We start from the raw sequence: 17713 nt of genomic DNA, 5'->3' as shown, positions 1-17713 counted from the left end.
CGTGGAGAAATAATGAAGTTCTGGCAAAACAACAGATATAGAGAAAAGCAGAGGTTAGCCGTTACGCTGACATGCTTTTTTGTATCTGTGTTTTGCTCAACCGTTTCATTTGCTAGCAATTATTCGAGTTCAGTAGCTAATAATGGTTCAAATTCATTAGCCAACTCAACGGAAGCCCCATCTAATAAGCCAGACGTTTCATCTAATCAGCCAGATGCTCCGCCTAATAAAATAAGCTCTACAAATAATGACTGGTTTAGTAAGCGTAAAAAAACACGGAAGACGTTGTTAAAGTTGCGCAAATAGATAAAGTAAAAAACCGGTTCCAAAGTGAATTTAAAACCTTAAGTGAGTTTTTAAGTGCGGTACAAACGCCAAATGCAGTTACTCCCAAAAAACAATTAGCTGGTGTTGAGTACTTTATAACAGATAACACTTTAACATTGGCTCAGTTAGTTAACTTACGTCTTATCAAAGCTCACGCTCTTTATTTGTCAGGAAAGCCTGCGCAGTCTGAACAAGTGCTTAATTTAGTTATCACTGATATTGATAAACTGGCACAGCCAGAGCAGTTGCAATTAACACTGCGTTTTTATGAACTCAAAATAGATAATGCCGTTAGCATGCTGGATTATCAGGAAGCGTTATCCCATTTTGACAACGCCACAGCACTTCTTGATGAGTGGGCGGATAAAGCCGACAATATTGATTATTTATGGGTGTTTTGGAGCTTAAAAAAGGTTTCGTTTTATGCTTCCCTACAAGATTACGAACTAGCAAACCGTAGCCTTAATACGGCAATTGAAAGAGCAAATTCAAGCGGCTTAATGCCACTCATAGTTTGGGCAAAACAAGCACATATAAAGTTGCTTATTAAACAAAATGATTTGTTTCTAGCGGAGCAAAGCTTCAAACGTTTAGTGAGCTATTTGCAAGATAACAAACTAGCGTCGTCGTCATTGCAGACCCAAATTGAATGGGCGCAATTAAATAGCCAGTCTCTTAAATATAGAGAAGCTGATAAGCGCTTGGAGTCTGTTTACAAAAGTGCACAGCAAGTGCGAAACCGATACCTGCAATTACAAAGCCTAATTGCTTTGATTAAAAATCAAATTATACAGCAAAAATTAGAATACGCGGAACAGCTTGTAAAGGCGGCAGATAAAGTTAAAGGTCTAACTAATGCACTAGGGCGAGACAAGACTGAGCAATTAAAAACTCAGAATGAACTGTATTTTGTTAAAGCTCAAATAGCGTTATTAAAAGACTTACCAGATGTCTCATTAAAGTACTTATCTAAGATAGAACTCGAACTTTCTGCGTTTAACAATTACTCCTCTGAAACTGGAGTTGGTAAATTAGAGGCACTTAAAGCCCAAAGAACCGCAGAGGTTTTAATGAAAGACTGGCCTCAAGTTTCTAAAACCACAGGGCTTATAGAATATTTAGAAAATAGAAAAAAAGAAGGAATGCAGGTACAGCTTCAAGCATATCGCGACTTTAAAGTTCGTAATCAACTTGAAGAGCAACAAAATGTGCTAGACGAGCATCAAGCAATGAATGTTAACTTGTCCAATGCCTTGGTTTTATTAACAGAAAAGCTATCTAATACACGCTGGTTAATCTTGTTATTAGTGTTTGGCTTAGTGTTGTTTATTTACAATGCTGTACTTAGAAGACAAGCAAGTGGCCGCAAACCTCTAGCGCATTTAAGTTTAGCCGTTGCAGAACGAGCTATCGAACAATTAATGGCCCAAATGAATAATGTGCAAACTAGCACTAGTAATGTACCAAAACATAATCAAACTGAAGTTAACAAGTTAAAGGTGTTTACTATCATTGCCATGGACTTTAATGGTGTATCTGAACTGAATGCATCGCTTGGCATTAAAGCGACGGATGATGCCATTAGTGACAAATTGGAAAGAATAAAAAATTTAAACAAACAATATCAAATACTGCCAATTAATGGCCACAGGTATTGGTTGGTAGCGAATAATTATAATCTAAACCAGGCACAAGTACTGGTGACAAGAATTGAAAGAGAGTTAGAAAGCACCACACCGAAATTATCGGCAAGGTACGAGCTTTGCGATGTGAATGAACCAACAGAGTTTCGTACTATTTTGAACCAATTAGAATCTAACTTAGCCAAATAATAAGAAGACAGAGAAGGTACAGGTAATGACAGAGGCGATTAGCATCAGCAGTGACGGTATTGAACAATTACCGTTGAGACGCTTTACAGAGGATGCCTATTTAAATTATTCCATGTACGTAATCATGGATCGCGCATTGCCGCATATCGGTGATGGTTTAAAACCAGTACAACGTCGCATCATATATGCAATGTCTGAGTTAGGTTTATCAGCTGCTGCTAAATATAAGAAGTCCGCTAGAACCGTTGGTGACGTATTAGGTAAATATCATCCGCATGGTGATAGTGCTTGTTATGAAGCAATGGTGCTGATGGCGCAACCATTCTCTTATCGTTACCCATTAGTAGACGGACAAGGTAACTGGGGTGCGGCAGATGATCCTAAATCATTTGCGGCCATGCGTTATACCGAAGCTCGTTTATCAAAAGTATCTGAAATTTTACTGTCTGAATTGGGTCAAGGCACTGTTGAGTGGCAACCTAACTTTGACGGCACAATGAAAGAGCCCGTTACCTTACCAGCACGACTACCTCATATACTTCTAAATGGCATTACCGGTATTGCTGTCGGTATGGCCACAGATATACCGCCTCATAATATAAGAGAAGTAGCGCAAGCGTGTATTCACTTACTTAAAGAGCCTAAGACTGAACTTCCACAATTGATGGAATACGTTAAAGGCCCAGATTATCCAACTGAAGCTGAAATTATCACGCCAAGTGCGGATATCGCAAAGATATATGAAACAGGCAAAGGCAGCATAAAAATGCGCGCTACGTTTGTTGAAGAAAGCGGTGACATTGTTATTAACGCACTGCCGCATCAAGTATCAGGTGGTAAAGTTTTAGAGCAAATTGCAGCGCAAATGCAGGCTAAAAAGTTACCTATGGTAACGGACTTGCGCGATGAATCTGACCACGAAAATCCAACTAGAATTGTTATTGTTCCTCGCTCAAATCGAGTTGATGTTGAACAAGTTATGCAGCACTTATTTGCATCAACAGATTTGGAAAAAAGCTATCGAGTAAACCTAAACATGCTTGGTTTAGATGGTTTACCGAAAGTAAAAGGTTTGAAACAAATTCTAACGGAGTGGATTGAGTATCGCCGAGGCGTTGTCACTCGTCGTTTACAATACCGTCTAGACAAAGTATTAGCTCGACTTCACATACTTGAAGGCCTATTAGTTGCGTTCTTAAACATTGATGAAATCATCGATATTATTCGAACGGAAGAGCACCCTAAACAAGTATTGATGGAGCGCTTTGGTTTATCAAATACCCAAGCGGAAGCCATCCTTGAAATTAAGTTACGTCAGTTAGCCAAGCTTGAAGAAGTTAAGATTAGAGCGGAACAAGCTGAATTAGCGAAAGAACGCGATCAATTACAAAGCTTGTTAGGTTCAAATACAAAATTAAACAATTTAATTAAGAAAGAGCTCGCCGCCGACGCTGAATCCTATGGTGACGACAGACGTTCGCCAATTGTAGTAAGAAGTGAAGCAAAGGCTATTTCAGCTAAAGACCTAGTACCAAGTGAATCAGTTACTGTTGTTTTATCAGAGAAAGGCTGGGGACGTTGTGCCAAAGGTCATGATGTTGAGCCTGAGAAACTAGGCTATAAAGCGGGTGATGGCTTTAAGTCGTCAGCCAAAGGTAAGAGTAATCAGCCCGTGGTCTTTATTGATAGTTCAGGCAGAAGCTTCAGCGCAGACGCACATTCACTGCCATCGGCAAGAAGCCAAGGCGAACCACTTAGCGGACGTTTTAGTATAGTGGCGGGTGAAACACTTGAATACACACTAATGGCTGGAAGCGACCAACAGTATCTAATTTCCTCAGACTCTGGTTATGGTTTTGTTTGTAAGTTTGACGATATGATGACTCGACAAAAAGCCGGTAAAGCATTAGTAAGGCTACCAACTGGAGCTAAGTTACTAGAGCCAAAAACCACGCAAAATATTGAAAATGACGACTGCCTAGTAATATCTAACGAAGGTCGAATGTTAGTCTTCCCGCTCAAAGACTTACCAGTATTGGCTAAAGGTAAAGGCAACAAGATCATAAACATACCATCAGCTCGAGCCGCTAGCAGAGAAGAAGTGGTTAGCCAGATTGTTGTGGTGCCGGAAAATGCGAATGTTGTTTTGCATGCTGGTAAACGCAAATTAACGCTAACACCGAAAGACGTAGATCATTATCGTGGTGAGCGTGGCCGCAGAGGTAGCAAGCTTCCTCGAGGGCTTCAACGGGTTGATTATGTCGAAGTTGAAGTTAAAAGCGGAAGTGACGATATGGTGATTGACGGTGGTGATATAGATAACGTCTCAGAGGCATAATACTGTTTCTTTAAAATAGAGTCTTCGTCGTTGATAAACGAAGGTCGAATGTTAAAACCACAGAGCGCAAACTCTGTGGTTTTTTGTTTTAACCCCTTTTAAACGACCTCATTAAAAGTGTCCGGCCGGACACTTTATACTGTCCGCGGACACTTCCATTTCTTGGGGAATTCATTTTCACTATTAAATACAGTAAGTTATGTTTTGGCATGTTCCTCGCAATACTTTACCTACTAATTAAGCTACAAGTTAACCAACTAGCTAATAAGCTAATCATTACGTTAATCAAAACATGATTGTTAATACTTGATTATTAATACATTTTTATCAAAAAAGACTATCAAAAAAGATTATAAACAAGTGATTACAAAAAATGGTTATTAAATACTAAAACGGAGCATGAATGAGGTCATTCGTGTCATGGAGCAGAAAACATGATTAAGGATACGAGCGCACAAGATGTCGCTGTTGAGTCTAAGCCAAACATTAAAAAAATTGCGGGTATTATTCTCGTTTCACTTCTCTTTATTTTTTTTGTTGTTAAAGCATTAGTGAGTGGCGCTTCGGTCAGTCACTCTTTTGAGCGTTCATCAATGCAAATTGCTCAAGTTGAAATGGGCGACTTAGTGCGTGATATCGTTTCAAATGGCCGTATTGTCGCTGCTAATGCGCCTCAAATTTACAGTCCAGAGCAGGGTTTTGTTTCACTCAAGGTAAAAGCTGGTGACGAAGTAAGCCTAGGCCAAGTTGTTGCTACGGTAGATAGCCCTGAGCTTGCAAACCAATTGAAACAAGAAACTTCAGAAATGGAACGCCTCAAAGGTGAGCTAGCTCGTCAGGAGTTAGATGCTCGTAGTCAAACATTACAATTAACAAAACTGTTGGATATTGCTCAGGTAGATTTAGAAGCCGCTCAACGAGAAAATCGTCGCGCACATGCGTCTATGAAGAGTAATTTAATTAGCCAAATTGATTTTGAAAAAGCGGTTGATGATTTAGCAAGGGCTGAATTGACTCAAAGACACGCCAAAGAGGAAGTAAGTATTGCTAAGGAGCGTTTAGCGTTTGAGTTAGCCAGTGCCAAAAGTACCGTGTCACGTCAAGCATTGGTGTTAGAAGAGTTGAAACGTAAAATTAATGACCTAAACATACTCGCGACAGTAAAAGGCGTAGTCGGTAATTTAATTGTTCAACAACGAGCTCTAGTCAAAAAGAATGACGCGCTAATGACGCTTGTCGATTTAAGCGCTTACGAGGTTGAACTAAACGTTGCAGAAAGTTATGCCAATGATCTTGGTATTGGTATGCAAGCTGAAATTAATATTGCGGGTACAACCTTTTTAGGCAAATTGTCTGCAATTTCCCCTGAAGTTAAAAACCGTCAAGTTACCGCTCGAGTTCGGTTTGATCAACAACAACTTAATGGCATTCGCCAAAACCAGCAAGTCTCTGCAAGAGTACTTTTAGAAAGCAAAAAAAATGTAATGAAAGTTCGCCGTGGCAGTTTTATGCAGTCAGGTGGGTTTTACGCATTTAAGGTTGAAGGCGGCATTGCCACAAAAGTAGATATCCAACTTGGTGCGATAAGCATGCGAGAAGTAGAAATACTGTCAGGATTAACAGCCGGCGATGAAATTATTATCTCGAATTATGATGAATACAGTAAAGCGGATGCGTTCTTACTAAATTAAGAAAAGCACGAGTTATCAATTTATTAAATACGAAACTTGTGAAGCAAACCAGTTAAACATAGAAAGGAATACAACAATGTTAAGCATGAAAAATATTAGTAAAGTATACCAAACGGAAAAGGTACAAACCCACGCACTTCGTGACTTTAATCTAGAAGTAAAGGAAGGCGAGTTTATAGCAGTCACAGGTCCGTCAGGCTCAGGTAAAACAACGTTTTTGAATATTGCTGGCATGTTGGAGCCGTTTTCTAGTGGTGAGTTTATGCTTGATGATGTAAACGTTGGTACATTAAGCGATAACGAGCGTGCGGATCTAAGAAACCAAAAAATTGGATTCATTTTTCAGGGGTTTAACCTGATCCCGGATCTAAATTTATATGAAAATATTGAAGTGCCTTTGCGTTATCGAGGCATAAAAGCTGCAGAGCGTAAGCTTCGAATTGAAGAGTGTTTAGAAAAAGTTGGGTTAGCCAGCAGAGCCAAACATTTACCTCAACAATTATCTGGTGGTCAGCAACAGCGAGTTGCAATTGCTAGAGCTTTAGCGGGCAAACCACGCTTTTTATTGGCGGATGAACCAACGGGTAACTTAGATAGCCTTATGGCACGTCAAGTCATGGAGTTACTAGAAAATATAAACACGGAAGGTTCCACCATCATTATGGTGACTCATGACCAGGAGCTAGCCCGTCGAGCGCCTCGCAATATTCAGGTCGTTGATGGTCAGTTAGCTGACTTTACCTTGTATCAAAATAAGTCTTCAGACTCGGTATCAGCGCGAGTCGAACAGTCGATAGCAGAGGTGTAATATGTTTCTTCATTATATAGACCTAAGCTGGCGCAGTTTGAAGCGGACACCGTTAGTATCGGCGTTAATGATCCTGGCCATTGCAATTGGCATTGGTATAACGATGACGAGTTTGTCGGTTTATCACATGATGTCTATGGATCCTATCCCACATAAAAGTGATCAGCTTTTTGCAGTGCAGCTTAATACAACTGATGATGGTAACAGCTGGTGGACACCTGATGACGTGCCATATCAATTGACATACAAAGACGCCATGTTTCTGCACAACGCTGAAACACCGGTTCGAAAAACGGCGTCCATTCGTACAGCGTTTACTGTCCATATGAATAATCAAGACGTTAAACCTTCATTATCAAGTGCTCGAGCGGCAGGCAAAGACTTTTTCAGCATGTTCGATTTGGAATTTATTTACGGTTCGTCTTGGACTTTGGCGCAAGAAAAAGCAGCTGAGTCAGTGATTGTTATAAACGAAGAGACTAACGATAAGTTGTTTGGTGGACAAAACTCTGTTGGTAAACAAATGTATCTAGACGACACTATTTTTACGGTTGTAGGGGTTACTAAAAATTGGGATATCCATATCAAATATTACGACTTAAACAATGGTTCCTTTAATGCACCTGAGCCACTGTTTATTCCCATTACATTATGGGAGCCAATGCAACTCGTTACCCGAGGCAATACAAATGGTTGGAAACATGAGGGCGTGACAACGTTTGAAGGGCAGCTACAGTCTGAAATGTTTTGGGTGCAGTTTTGGGCAGAGCTACCAACAGATAAAGCGGTTCAAAAGTACCATGACTTTTTGTTTGCTTATTTAACAGAGCAAGGAAACCAAAGGTCGTTATACACGCGAAGTGCCTCAGTTCAATTTACAAGACGTGAATGAGTGGATGGAATACAACAATGTAGTATCCGAGGACAACAAGATATTGGTTGGACTTAGTTTTATGTTTTTAGCCGTGTGTTTAGCCAATATATTGGGACTGTTGCTTGGTAAGTTTATTCGTAGAGCGCCAGAGATTGGTGTGCGAAGAGCATTAGGTGCCAGCAAACGTCAGATATTTTTTCAGCATCTAGTTGAGGTGTCAGTACTTGGTTTATTAGGCGGATTGATTGGTATTGGCATCGCGCAATTTGGCCTATGGGGAGTGCGTGTAACGAGCCAGCAATATGCAGAACTAGCAGGCATGGATCTCACGATGATTTTAACAGCCCCTGCAATAGCAATTGGCGCCTGTATCATCGCCGGAATGTACCCAGCATGGCTTGTTTGTAAAACCCAACCAGCTATTTACTTAAAAACGCAATAGGAGCTCATCATGTTAGAAATTAAACCTATATTTAATTCATTGCTTCGCTCCAAGGCGGGCGCAGTAATGTTGCTGATTCAAATCGCTATAACGACAGCTATTGTGAGCAATGCTTCATTTATTGCCAATGATAGAATTGAGTTTTTAACCCAAGAAACGGGTTACCCGGAAGATGAAATATTTAGTTTTACGACGATGACTTTTGATAAAGAACTCGATCTTTCTCAAAAGTTTGAAGAAACGGAAACCATGCTCAGAAACGTTCCTGGTGTTAAGAATGCAGCACTGTTTAACGCGGTGCCTTTGTCTGGTAGTGGCTCTGGTGGTGGATTAAGACTAACACCAGCAACGGAAGGCGGCCAAGATGTTCGTACGTCGTACTTTTTATCCGATGAAAACGCGCTAGATACGCTGGGTATTAGTTTAATAGAGGGCAGAAACTTTCGTGCAGATGAAGTTATTATATCTGAGAGCAGAGACGTGTTTCCGGAAGTTGTTGTGGTTACAAAAGCCTTAGGCTTAGAATTGTTTCCTGAAGGCAATGCTTTAGGGCAAACGGTTTTCTTTGGTGTATCGCCGATGAAAATTATTGGTATCACTGAGCCAATGAAGAGTGCGTGGTTAAAAGACAGTAGGCCAGACAACGTATCTATTATGCCATTTGTAGGCGCATCAATGTTTCAAAAAATCATCGTTCGTACTGAGCCTGAACAGCGTTCTGCCATCATGCGACAGGTTGAAGACTTGATGATTCAAGACCATAACAAACGCGTCATTATTGGGGTACAAGGCATGGATGACGATAAACGAGAATACAATTCTTCAGACATTTTAATGCTACGCATGTTAATTACTCTTATCGTTGTACTTGTTCTTATAACCGGTCTTGGAATATTTGGTTTGACGGTATTTAATATTAATAAACGCACCAAACAAATAGGCACACGCCGTGCACTTGGCGCCAGAAAGTCAGATATTGTGAGATACTTTTTGATTGAGAATGCCATTATTTGTGTGTTCGGCATCGCACTTGGTGCAGTCGCTGCCATTTTAATGGGCCAGATGTTACTAGAGAGCTACTCAATGCCAGCGTTAAATTCTATTTATGTAGCGGTCACTGCGATATTTATTTTTATTGCAAGTCTGTTGTCAGTTGTTATGCCAGCGACTAAAGCTGCAAACATTTCTCCTAGTATTGCTACTCGTAGTATTTAATGACCATAATTGGTAGGCTAAACTACTAACAATGAAAGGATATATTCAAGCAATGAGCAGGCAATGGACAAAATATTAATCGTTGATGATACACCAGCAGTTTTACAAGCCTTGTCCTTATTGCTTGAAATTCATGGCTACGATGTCATTACAACGACATCACCCCTTCAGGCGTTACAATACGCGAACCAACTGCGTGTCTCCCTTGTTATTCAAGATATGAATTTCACTGGAGACACAACGTCGGGTGAAGAGGGCAAAGAGCTCTTTTACCAACTTCGCCGTTTGGATCCGCACCTTCCGGTTATATTAATTACGGCTTGGACTGATTTGGAACAAGCGATTGAGTTAGTTAAAGCTGGAGCTGTGGACTATATTGCGAAGCCTTGGGATGATCAAAAACTCCTAAACACAGTGGCTAATTTAGTGGCATTAGGTAAGGCGAACCAAGCGCAAGAGAAGTTAATACGCCAGCAAACAGTTGGTGACTGCACAAAGTCAAAGGCTAGTAGTGTTGGTCTTGTTTATGCCAGTGCTGCAATGCAGCGTATTGTTGATATGGCAGTTCAAGTTGCTAAATCAGATATCTCAGTATTAATTACTGGTGCGAACGGTAGCGGCAAAGAAAAAATTGCAGAAGTCGTTCAGGCCAACTCCCTTGTACCTAATGCACCCTTTATTAAAGTTAATTGTGGTGCGTTACCGGCCGACTTAATTGAAGCTGAATTGTTTGGGGCTGAAGCGGGTGCATATACAGGTGCAAACAAAAAGCGAATAGGGCTATTTGAAGCAGCCGATGGTGGTACCTTATTTTTAGATGAAATTGGAAACCTACCTTATTCAGGACAAACCAAGCTATTAAGAGTGATTCAAACCGGAGAGTTTCAACGCCTAGGCTCGGTAAATACGATTAAAACAAAAGTCAGAGTAATCTCAGCTACAAACAGCAACCTTTTAGACGCGATTGCAGCCGGTGATTTTAGAGAAGATTTATACTATCGACTTAATGTCATAGAACTACATGTGCCTTCTATTTCAGAACGGTTAGACGATATCATGCCTTTGGTGCACCACTTTTTACCGGATAGAGAGTTGAGTTTATCGGCAGAAAATGCGTTAAAAAGCCATCAATGGCTAGGTAATGTAAGAGAGCTTGAGAACACCTGCAAAAGAGTCGCGGTTTTGAAGCCACAGGGCGTCATTGAGGCTGTGGACTTTGCATTTAACCAACCGGTGAATTTAGGCGTTCCAGCGAGCTTAGCTGCTCAGTCCAATATAGCTTCCCAATCCAATATAGCTGGCCACACCAATCAAGCCTCGCAAACTAATTTAGCGTCTCAAACGAATAATTCAAAAGCCGTCAATGTAGAAATCTCCAAAGAGGCACTAGAGGCTGCTATGCGAGACCAAAAGGGCGTGATTGCTCGAGTGGCTCGTCAATTTGGGTTGAGTAGACAAGCTTTGTATAGACGCTTAGATAAATTTGAGATCCCGTACTAATGCTGAACAAGGTGTTGTCTAAAATACTTATAGTTGTTGCGCTGATCAGCAGTATTTGTTGTATACCACTATTCTTGTTAGATGGATTATCCCTAAATATTAGAATACTCATTGCAATAACAATAGTGAGCACGAGTGTTTTGTTAGCGCGCTATTTGTTAAGAGATATCCGAGAAGGGTTGTCTGCATTAGAGCTTGGTTTGTTAAATTTAAAAGATGGCGAATACGCCACAACACTGTCTTATCAGAATGAAGATGAACTAGGTAAATTGTGTTCACTATACAACAGCACAGCGCTGCAACTGAGGGAAGAGAAGCACTGGATATATCAACGGGAACTCTTGCTTGATAAAATCACCCAAAGCTCACCAGAAGTACTATTTCTGGTTAACGATCAACAACAAGTTATATTCAGTAATATCGCCGCTAGACGTTTTTTTAACTGCTCAAAAGGATTAGATGGAAACCTGCTGTCGCACTTATTAACAACGGCCCCTAAAGGTGCCGAAGCTGCTATTGCTGAAAAGAAAGAAGGCCTTTTTTCAATTGTATTTGATGAAGACGAACCACAAACGTGGCATATGTCTACAGGGAAGTTCTCGTTAAACAATCAGGAGCATACATTATTCATTTTAAAACAAATGACACGAGAACTGAGCCGCCAAGAAGTGGCCGTGTGGAAAAAGGTAATTAGAGTAATAAGTCACGAGCTAAATAATTCTCTGGGACCAATATCATCTATGCTTCACAGTGGCGGCATCATTAGTGAAAAGCTCAATGAAGATCGTTTGACGCGGGTATTTTCAACGATTGATGAACGCATTCAACATTTAAGTGATTTTGTACAGGGTTACGGAAAGTTTGCTAAGTTACCTGAACCAAAAATTCAAGCAATTGATTGGGGACACTTAACTGCAACATTAAAATCGCAGTGGCAATTTATTGATTTTTCAACAGAAAAACAAACGGTTTACGCAGATCCTGTGCAATTAGAACAGCTATTAATCAACCTTATAAAAAACGCGCATGAGTCAGGCTCTTTGCCTGAAGATGTAAGTATTAGACTAGAGCAACGCCAAAACGAGTCTTGTATTTCGGTGATGGATAAAGGAAAAGGTATTTCAGAAAACGTAATGGCAAACGCCTTAATACCGTTTTATTCTACTAAAGCTAGTGGTAGCGGCCTTGGCCTTGCTTTGTGCCGAGAGATCACAGACGCACACCACGGCAACATCGGGCTATTCAATCGAGAAGGTGGAGGCTTAACGGTCAGAGTTATACTTCCCTATCAAGGTTAACCTGCGGCTAGCTTCTTCCAAATTAAAAGTACCTTATTTTCATGTATATTTAACAAAACTTTAGCTTACAGCTGTTCGCTGAGTTTGCTACAATGCGCCTTTAAATATTTGGAGTTGTATTTGTGCTGGCTATTTTACGTACGTTATTATTAGGTGTTTTCTTTATTCTATCGACAGCATTTCTTCTTTTATATCTTATTGTTAGACCGTTTCAGCGTAATAACGTTCATATGGTTGCAAGAGTCTACGGTTCGTTTGCGAAAATGTTGGGACTTGAAATTGTTATTCGAGGACAAGAACGAATTGTAGATGAACCAGTGGTCTACATAGGTAATCATCAGAATACATGGGATATTTTCACCGCTTCTAATGGCGTTCGAAAGGGGACGGTAAGTGTTGGTAAAAAGAGCCTGAAGTGGATGCCATTTTTTGGGCAAGTATACTGGTTGTCAGGCAACATTCTTATTGACCGTGCCAATAAAACAAAAGCACACGGTACGATTGGTCAGGCGGCTCAGAAAATTCGTGATAAAAAGATATCGGTATGGCTTTTCCCTGAAGGAACTCGCTCAAGAGGTCGTGGTTTAATGAAGTTTAAAACAGGCGCCTTTTATACCGCTTTTATGGCTGGTGTTCCTATGGTGCCGGTTGCAATTAGTAGCACACACGACAGAATTAAAATGAATCGTTGGAACAATGGCAAAGTTGTAATTGAGTATTTAGATCCAGTGACTATTGAAAGTGATGAAAAACAATATATTAGGCAGAAAGCGGAAGAAGTTCGCGAGATAATGGCTAAAAAAATTGACGAATTAAATACAGAATTAGGCTATATTCCACAATCAGAAGAAACAGTACAAAAAGGTTAATAATGGAATCGGTTGATTGGCAAGAATTTAGCAATGACATCATAGAGCAACTTATTGAAGATGGTTCGAATACAGAAGCAATGTATGGTATTGAACACCATTTTGTAGCGGAAAATAATGAGATTGCTGACAAAGCGCAGCAAGAAGCATTTTTAAAAGGTTGGGATGTATCAGAGCTAGAACAAGTAGAGACTGAAGATGGTTTACTTGTATTTTGTTTTGATATTGATACTGAATGCCCGTTAGATGAAGTTATTATTAATGAAGAAGTTGAAGAAATGGTGGCATACGCCGAAGCAAACAACTTAGAGTACGATGGTTGGGGCACTCACTTCGAAGAGTAGTAAAACCATTAAATGAAAGAAGCTGATTACCTTAACGGAATCGGCTTTTTTTGTGCCTGTTATTCTAATGAACCTGAACTGAACCATGAAACCATGAATCTTAATTTTGCTGAGTTTTACAATTAAGTTAAGAATGTTTTATTTTGAGCAATAAAAAAGCCTGCTGATGCAGGCCTTTTCAATATTATAAGAGCAATGAAAACTATTCGTCTAAGAATGTCTTGAGTGGCTCAGAGCGAGAAGGGTGACGTAATTTACGTAACGCTTTTGCTTCAATCTGACGAATACGCTCACGTGTTACGTCAAACTGTTTGCCTACTTCTTCCAACGTATGGTCAGTATTCATATCAATACCGAAACGCATACGTAATACTTTAGCTTCACGAGCTGTAAGGCCAGATAGAACGTCACGAGTGGCGTTTTGTAAGCCTTCCGATGTAGTTGTATCTACCGGTGAAGAAATAGTAGTATCTTCAATAAAATCACCTAAGTGCGAATCTTCATCGTCACCAATTGGTGTTTCCATTGAGATTGGCTCTTTTGCAATCTTAAGTACTTTACGGATTTTATCTTCAGGCATAACCATACGCTCTGCTAATTCTTCAGGAGTAGGCTCGCGACCCATTTCTTGAAGCATTTGACGAGATATACGGTTTAACTTGTTGATTGTCTCTATCATGTGTACTGGAATACGGATCGTTCTTGCTTGGTCAGCAATTGAACGAGTGATAGCCTGACGAATCCACCACGTTGCATAAGTTGAGAACTTATAACCACGACGGTATTCAAATTTATCAACAGCCTTCATAAGGCCAATGTTACCTTCTTGAATTAGATCCAAGAACTGTAAACCACGGTTTGTATACTTTTTAGCAATTGAGATTACCAAACGTAAGTTGGCTTCAACCATTTCTTTTTTCGCACGACGAGCTTTTGCTTCACCGATTGACATGCGACGGTTGATGTCTTTAATCGCTTCAACATTAAGGCGTGTTTCCGCTTCAATGTCTCTTAATTTTGAAATGCTGCGACGAATTTCAATATCAACGTCAATTAGCTTTTTAGCTACTGAGTCGCCACCGCGTTGTAGCAGGTCTAACCAAGAAGTTTTTGCTTCGTTACCTGGGAAGATTTTTACGAAATCTTTTTTAGGTAATTTTGCATATTCACAACAGTGTTTCATGATAAGGCGTTCTTGAATACGAACTCTATCCATCATGTCACGCATGTTTTTAACTAAACGGTCAAACTGCTTTGGAATTAGTTTAAATAGGCGGAAATGTTCACCAAGTGCCGCAATTTTTTCTTGCGTATCTGGATGTGCACGGCCTAATTCATTGATAGAAACCGTAGACTCATCATATAGACGACGTAACTCAACAAAATGTTCACGAGCTTCTTCAGGATCTGGACCTGTATCTACTTCTTCTTCATCTTCATCGTCGTCTTCTTCATTATCACCGTCTTCATCAGCAAGCTGTTCATCGGTTAATTCTGAACCAACGTGAGTGGCAGCAGGTGCTACATCGTCTTCGTTTGGATCTAAGAAGCCGTTAATGATGTCACTTAAGCGGATTTCTTCAGCTTCATATTGGTCCCATTGGTCCAATAAGTAGCTAATAGCTTGAGGGTATTCTGCAACAGAAGATTGAACAGTGTAGATACCATCTTCTATACGTTTAGCGATTTCAATTTCGCCTTCACGAGTTAGAAGTTCAACTGTACCCATTTCACGCATGTACATGCGCACTGGGTCAGTTGTACGACCGATTTCTTTTTCTACAGTTGCTAGTGCAGCAGCGGCCGCTTCAACAACTTCGTCGTCGCTGGTTTGCTCTTGCATTAATAATTCGTCGGCATCAGGTGGTGTTTCACACACTTTGATACCCATGTCGTTGATCATCTGAATGATGTCTTCGACCTGATCGGCATCGATCATATCCTGTGGAAGGTGATCGTTAACTTCAGCAAAGGTTAAATAACCTTGCTCGCGACCTTTAATTATAAGAAGTTTTAATTGAGACTGAGGAGTTTGCTCCATACAGATTATCTTCCACCTACTAGTTGAACATCAAATTCTGGAAATGAAATTCCCGTTAGTTGGTTACTTTGTACCAAGCACGGAAAAATCGAACTGCATATTATAACAGCAGAATGTCTGTCTGGCTATGAAATAAAGGTTACCAAGACTAAATATTCTCAACAGCAAGTGTAGCCTAGAGTTTGGAATATCACATGGCGATTTTAATTTTTTAGTGCAGACATTAAAGCGACATATTCCGCTTTTTCTGTGGCATCTAGTTGGCCGGTTTTGAATTTTATTAGCAAACCTTCAAGACGTTTTTCTAAGTAGCTATCTTGTAAGGATTTAAACGTTTCTGTAAATTCTGCACTTAAGTTCTCATCATTGATTTGATGGTCCCATACAATCAGTTGAGCTAAAAAACGGTACTCTTTTGACTCTCGAAAACGTTCCAATAATACAGGTGAAGACAAACTAGGCTCATCAACTATATTTTTCTGAATGCGAACAAATAGATCAAAACCAGGCAATTCAGCGTTGGCGAGTGCTGGAATAAATGGAATTTCCGACGCTAAGTTAGGATGTTGCAACATAAGTCCAATGGCGCGACGCATTGGTGTAATTTGGAATTCTGTTTGTCGTTGCTTAACTTCTGCTACAGGAGAGCGAGAAGCAATTTTAATTTGGTCTACTTGCTTACCGACTAAACGAGCTAGTTTAGCTAATAAAGCTTCTTTGTAATAGTCGCTAGGAATAAGCGAAATTAGTGGTTTTGCTTGAGCTAGTAGGGCAGATTTCCCTGCATCATCGGTCAAATCAAGTTGCCCAACAAAGTGTTCAAAAAAATACTCAATTAACGGCGTAGATTCTTTAAGTCTTTGCTCAAAGGCCTCTTTACCTTCCTGCTGAACCATAGTATCTGGGTCTTCGCCGTCTGGTAAGAAGCAAAAGCGCAAATCAACGCCATCTTTTAGTTGTGGCAATGCATTTTCTAATGCTCGCCAAGCGGCGTCACGGCCAGCTCTGTCGCCGTCATAACAACAGATAACCTTACGAGTTTGCCTGAATAACATTTGCATATGGTCTTGTGTGGTTGCTGTACCTAACGCAGCAACCGCATAACTAATGCCTTGTTGAGCTAGCGAGACAACATCCATATAACCTTCAACAATGATGACTTGCTCAAGGTTTTTATTGGCTTGTTTGGCCTGATGAAACCCGTATAACTCACGACCTTTATGAAATATTCTCGTTTCAGGGGAGTTCAGATATTTTGGTGTGCTGTCATCCATTACTCGACCACCAAAACCAACAACACGTCCGCGCTTATCACGAATTGGAAACATGATTCTGTTTCTGAAAAAGTCGTATGTGCGACCTTTGTCGTTTGATGTGAGGATTTTTAAATCAAGAAGTTGTTGTTTAGCATCGGTTGCAGCGCCAAGTGTAGTAAGTGCCGAGTCCCATTTATCTGGAGCAAAGCCAATACCATATTGTTGCGCTATTTTACCCGATAAACCACGAGACTTTAGATATTCAATGGCACCAGGGCTATTTTCATCGTGCTTGAGCTTGTGCTGAAAAAAGCGAGCGGCATTTTCCATGGTGTCATAATCAGATTGTTTCTGCTCTTTACTGACCGTTGGATAATGTTTGGTTTTTCCGCCAGTTTGTTCTCGAGGCACATCCATTGAATTTAATCGAGCCAACTCTTCAATTGCTTCGACAAACTCAAGTTGTTCATACTCCATTAAAAAACTAACACTATTGCCGTGCGCTCCGCAGCCAAAACAATGATAAAACTGTTTATCTGGACTCACGGAGAATGAAGGCGACTTTTCATTGTGGAAAGGGCAACAGGCTTGATAATTTTTACCGGCTTTTTTGAGCGGGACTCTCGCATCAATTAGCTCAACAATATCAGTTCGAGCGACTACATCATCAATAAAACCTTTTGGAATTCGTCCTGCCAATTTGCGCTCTCAATATCAGTAAAAAAATGATTAGGAATTATTGCAGAAAAGTGAATTTAAGAAAATGAAAAGTTAGAAATAGTGAAGGTTTAGTTTTCTGTCATTTTTAACAATGCCTGGTGGAAAATTATTTTCAGGCATAAAAAAACCGCTAATAAAAATCAGCGGTTTTCTAGCAG

At 40.2% G+C, this 17713-nt stretch carries 12 protein-coding genes and 1 pseudogene; 11 read left to right on the top strand and 2 right to left on the bottom strand.

From position 1 onward, the window contains the following. Positions 1–12: 12 nt before the first annotated feature. From GNP35_RS07760 to rraB, 11 genes and pseudogenes are all read left to right on the top strand, one after another. Entirely contained in the window at positions 13–306 is a 294-nt protein-coding gene (locus GNP35_RS07760; protein WP_155695569.1) for a hypothetical protein, read from the top strand. Positions 307–443: 137 nt separating this feature from the next. After that, complete coding sequence (locus GNP35_RS07755; RefSeq protein WP_155695568.1) at positions 444–2159, top strand: hypothetical protein; 1716 nt, start codon at positions 444–446, stop codon at positions 2157–2159. Between the two features lie 25 nt (positions 2160–2184). Further along, positions 2185–4497 (top strand): DNA topoisomerase IV subunit A, encoded by a 2313-nt coding sequence (parC, locus tag GNP35_RS07750; protein ID WP_155695567.1) that lies wholly within the window; start codon positions 2185–2187, stop codon positions 4495–4497. Positions 4498–4931: 434 nt separating this feature from the next. Then, positions 4932–6188, top strand: coding sequence for an efflux RND transporter periplasmic adaptor subunit (locus GNP35_RS07745; protein WP_155695566.1), 1257 nt, complete (start codon positions 4932–4934; stop codon positions 6186–6188). A 76-nt stretch (positions 6189–6264) separates the two neighbouring features. Continuing rightward, the gene (locus GNP35_RS07740; RefSeq protein WP_155695565.1) at positions 6265–6996 is read left to right on the top strand and encodes an ABC transporter ATP-binding protein; all 732 of its coding nucleotides are present in this window, start codon (positions 6265–6267) and stop codon (positions 6994–6996) included. 1 nt (position 6997) lies between these two features. Beyond that, positions 6998–8312 (top strand): annotated as a pseudogene (locus tag GNP35_RS07735) (ABC transporter permease). Between the two features lie 9 nt (positions 8313–8321). Continuing rightward, entirely contained in the window at positions 8322–9527 is a 1206-nt protein-coding gene (locus GNP35_RS07730) for an ABC transporter permease (protein WP_155695564.1), read from the top strand. Between the two features lie 63 nt (positions 9528–9590). Next, positions 9591–11027, top strand: a complete 1437-nt coding sequence (locus GNP35_RS07725; protein ID WP_155695563.1) for a sigma-54-dependent transcriptional regulator — start codon at positions 9591–9593, stop codon at positions 11025–11027. Next, positions 11027–12325: a sensor histidine kinase gene (locus GNP35_RS07720; RefSeq protein WP_155695562.1), complete on the top strand. Its 1299-nt coding sequence runs from the start codon at positions 11027–11029 to the stop codon at positions 12323–12325. Before GNP35_RS07725 ends, GNP35_RS07720 begins: the two co-directional genes overlap by 1 nt. Before the next feature lie 122 nt (positions 12326–12447). Continuing rightward, the gene (locus GNP35_RS07715; RefSeq protein WP_330997742.1) at positions 12448–13194 is read left to right on the top strand and encodes a 1-acylglycerol-3-phosphate O-acyltransferase; all 747 of its coding nucleotides are present in this window, start codon (positions 12448–12450) and stop codon (positions 13192–13194) included. 2 nt (positions 13195–13196) lie between these two features. Continuing rightward, on the top strand, positions 13197–13538 hold the full coding sequence (gene rraB / locus GNP35_RS07710) for a ribonuclease E inhibitor RraB (protein WP_155695561.1): 342 nt from the start codon (positions 13197–13199) through the stop codon (positions 13536–13538). A 202-nt stretch (positions 13539–13740) separates the two neighbouring features. Here rraB and rpoD read toward each other — a convergent pair whose 3' ends face one another. Further along, positions 13741–15579, bottom strand: coding sequence for an RNA polymerase sigma factor RpoD (gene rpoD / locus GNP35_RS07705; protein ID WP_155695560.1), 1839 nt, complete (start codon positions 15577–15579; stop codon positions 13741–13743). A 203-nt stretch (positions 15580–15782) separates the two neighbouring features. Continuing rightward, positions 15783–17534 carry a DNA primase gene (dnaG, locus tag GNP35_RS07700; protein ID WP_155695559.1) on the bottom strand — a complete coding sequence of 584 codons (1752 nt, stop codon included), beginning with the start codon at positions 17532–17534 and terminating at the stop codon, positions 15783–15785. Positions 17535–17713: the final 179 nt, after the last annotated feature.

Origin of the sequence: Psychrosphaera haliotis, assembly GCF_009728465.1 — a bacterium.
GTDB lineage: Bacteria > Pseudomonadota > Gammaproteobacteria > Enterobacterales > Alteromonadaceae > Psychrosphaera > Psychrosphaera haliotis.
This window is presented reverse-complemented; position numbering and strand designations above follow the sequence as displayed.

Excerpts from the sequence above, each read along its gene's own strand:
- rpoD (WP_155695560.1), bottom strand. The coding sequence starts at position 15,579 with ATGGAGCAAACTCCTCAGTCTCAATTAAAACTTCTTATAATTAAAGGT.
- GNP35_RS07740 (WP_155695565.1), top strand. The coding sequence starts at position 6,265 with ATGTTAAGCATGAAAAATATTAGTAAAGTATACCAAACGGAAAAGGTA.
- parC (WP_155695567.1), top strand. The coding sequence starts at position 2,185 with ATGACAGAGGCGATTAGCATCAGCAGTGACGGTATTGAACAATTACCG.
- GNP35_RS07720 (WP_155695562.1), top strand. The coding sequence starts at position 11,027 with ATGCTGAACAAGGTGTTGTCTAAAATACTTATAGTTGTTGCGCTGATC.
- GNP35_RS07730 (WP_155695564.1), top strand. The coding sequence starts at position 8,322 with ATGTTAGAAATTAAACCTATATTTAATTCATTGCTTCGCTCCAAGGCG.
- GNP35_RS07745 (WP_155695566.1), top strand. The coding sequence starts at position 4,932 with ATGATTAAGGATACGAGCGCACAAGATGTCGCTGTTGAGTCTAAGCCA.
- GNP35_RS07725 (WP_155695563.1), top strand. The coding sequence starts at position 9,591 with ATGGACAAAATATTAATCGTTGATGATACACCAGCAGTTTTACAAGCC.
- GNP35_RS07760 (WP_155695569.1), top strand. The coding sequence starts at position 13 with ATGAAGTTCTGGCAAAACAACAGATATAGAGAAAAGCAGAGGTTAGCC.
- rraB (WP_155695561.1), top strand. The coding sequence starts at position 13,197 with ATGGAATCGGTTGATTGGCAAGAATTTAGCAATGACATCATAGAGCAA.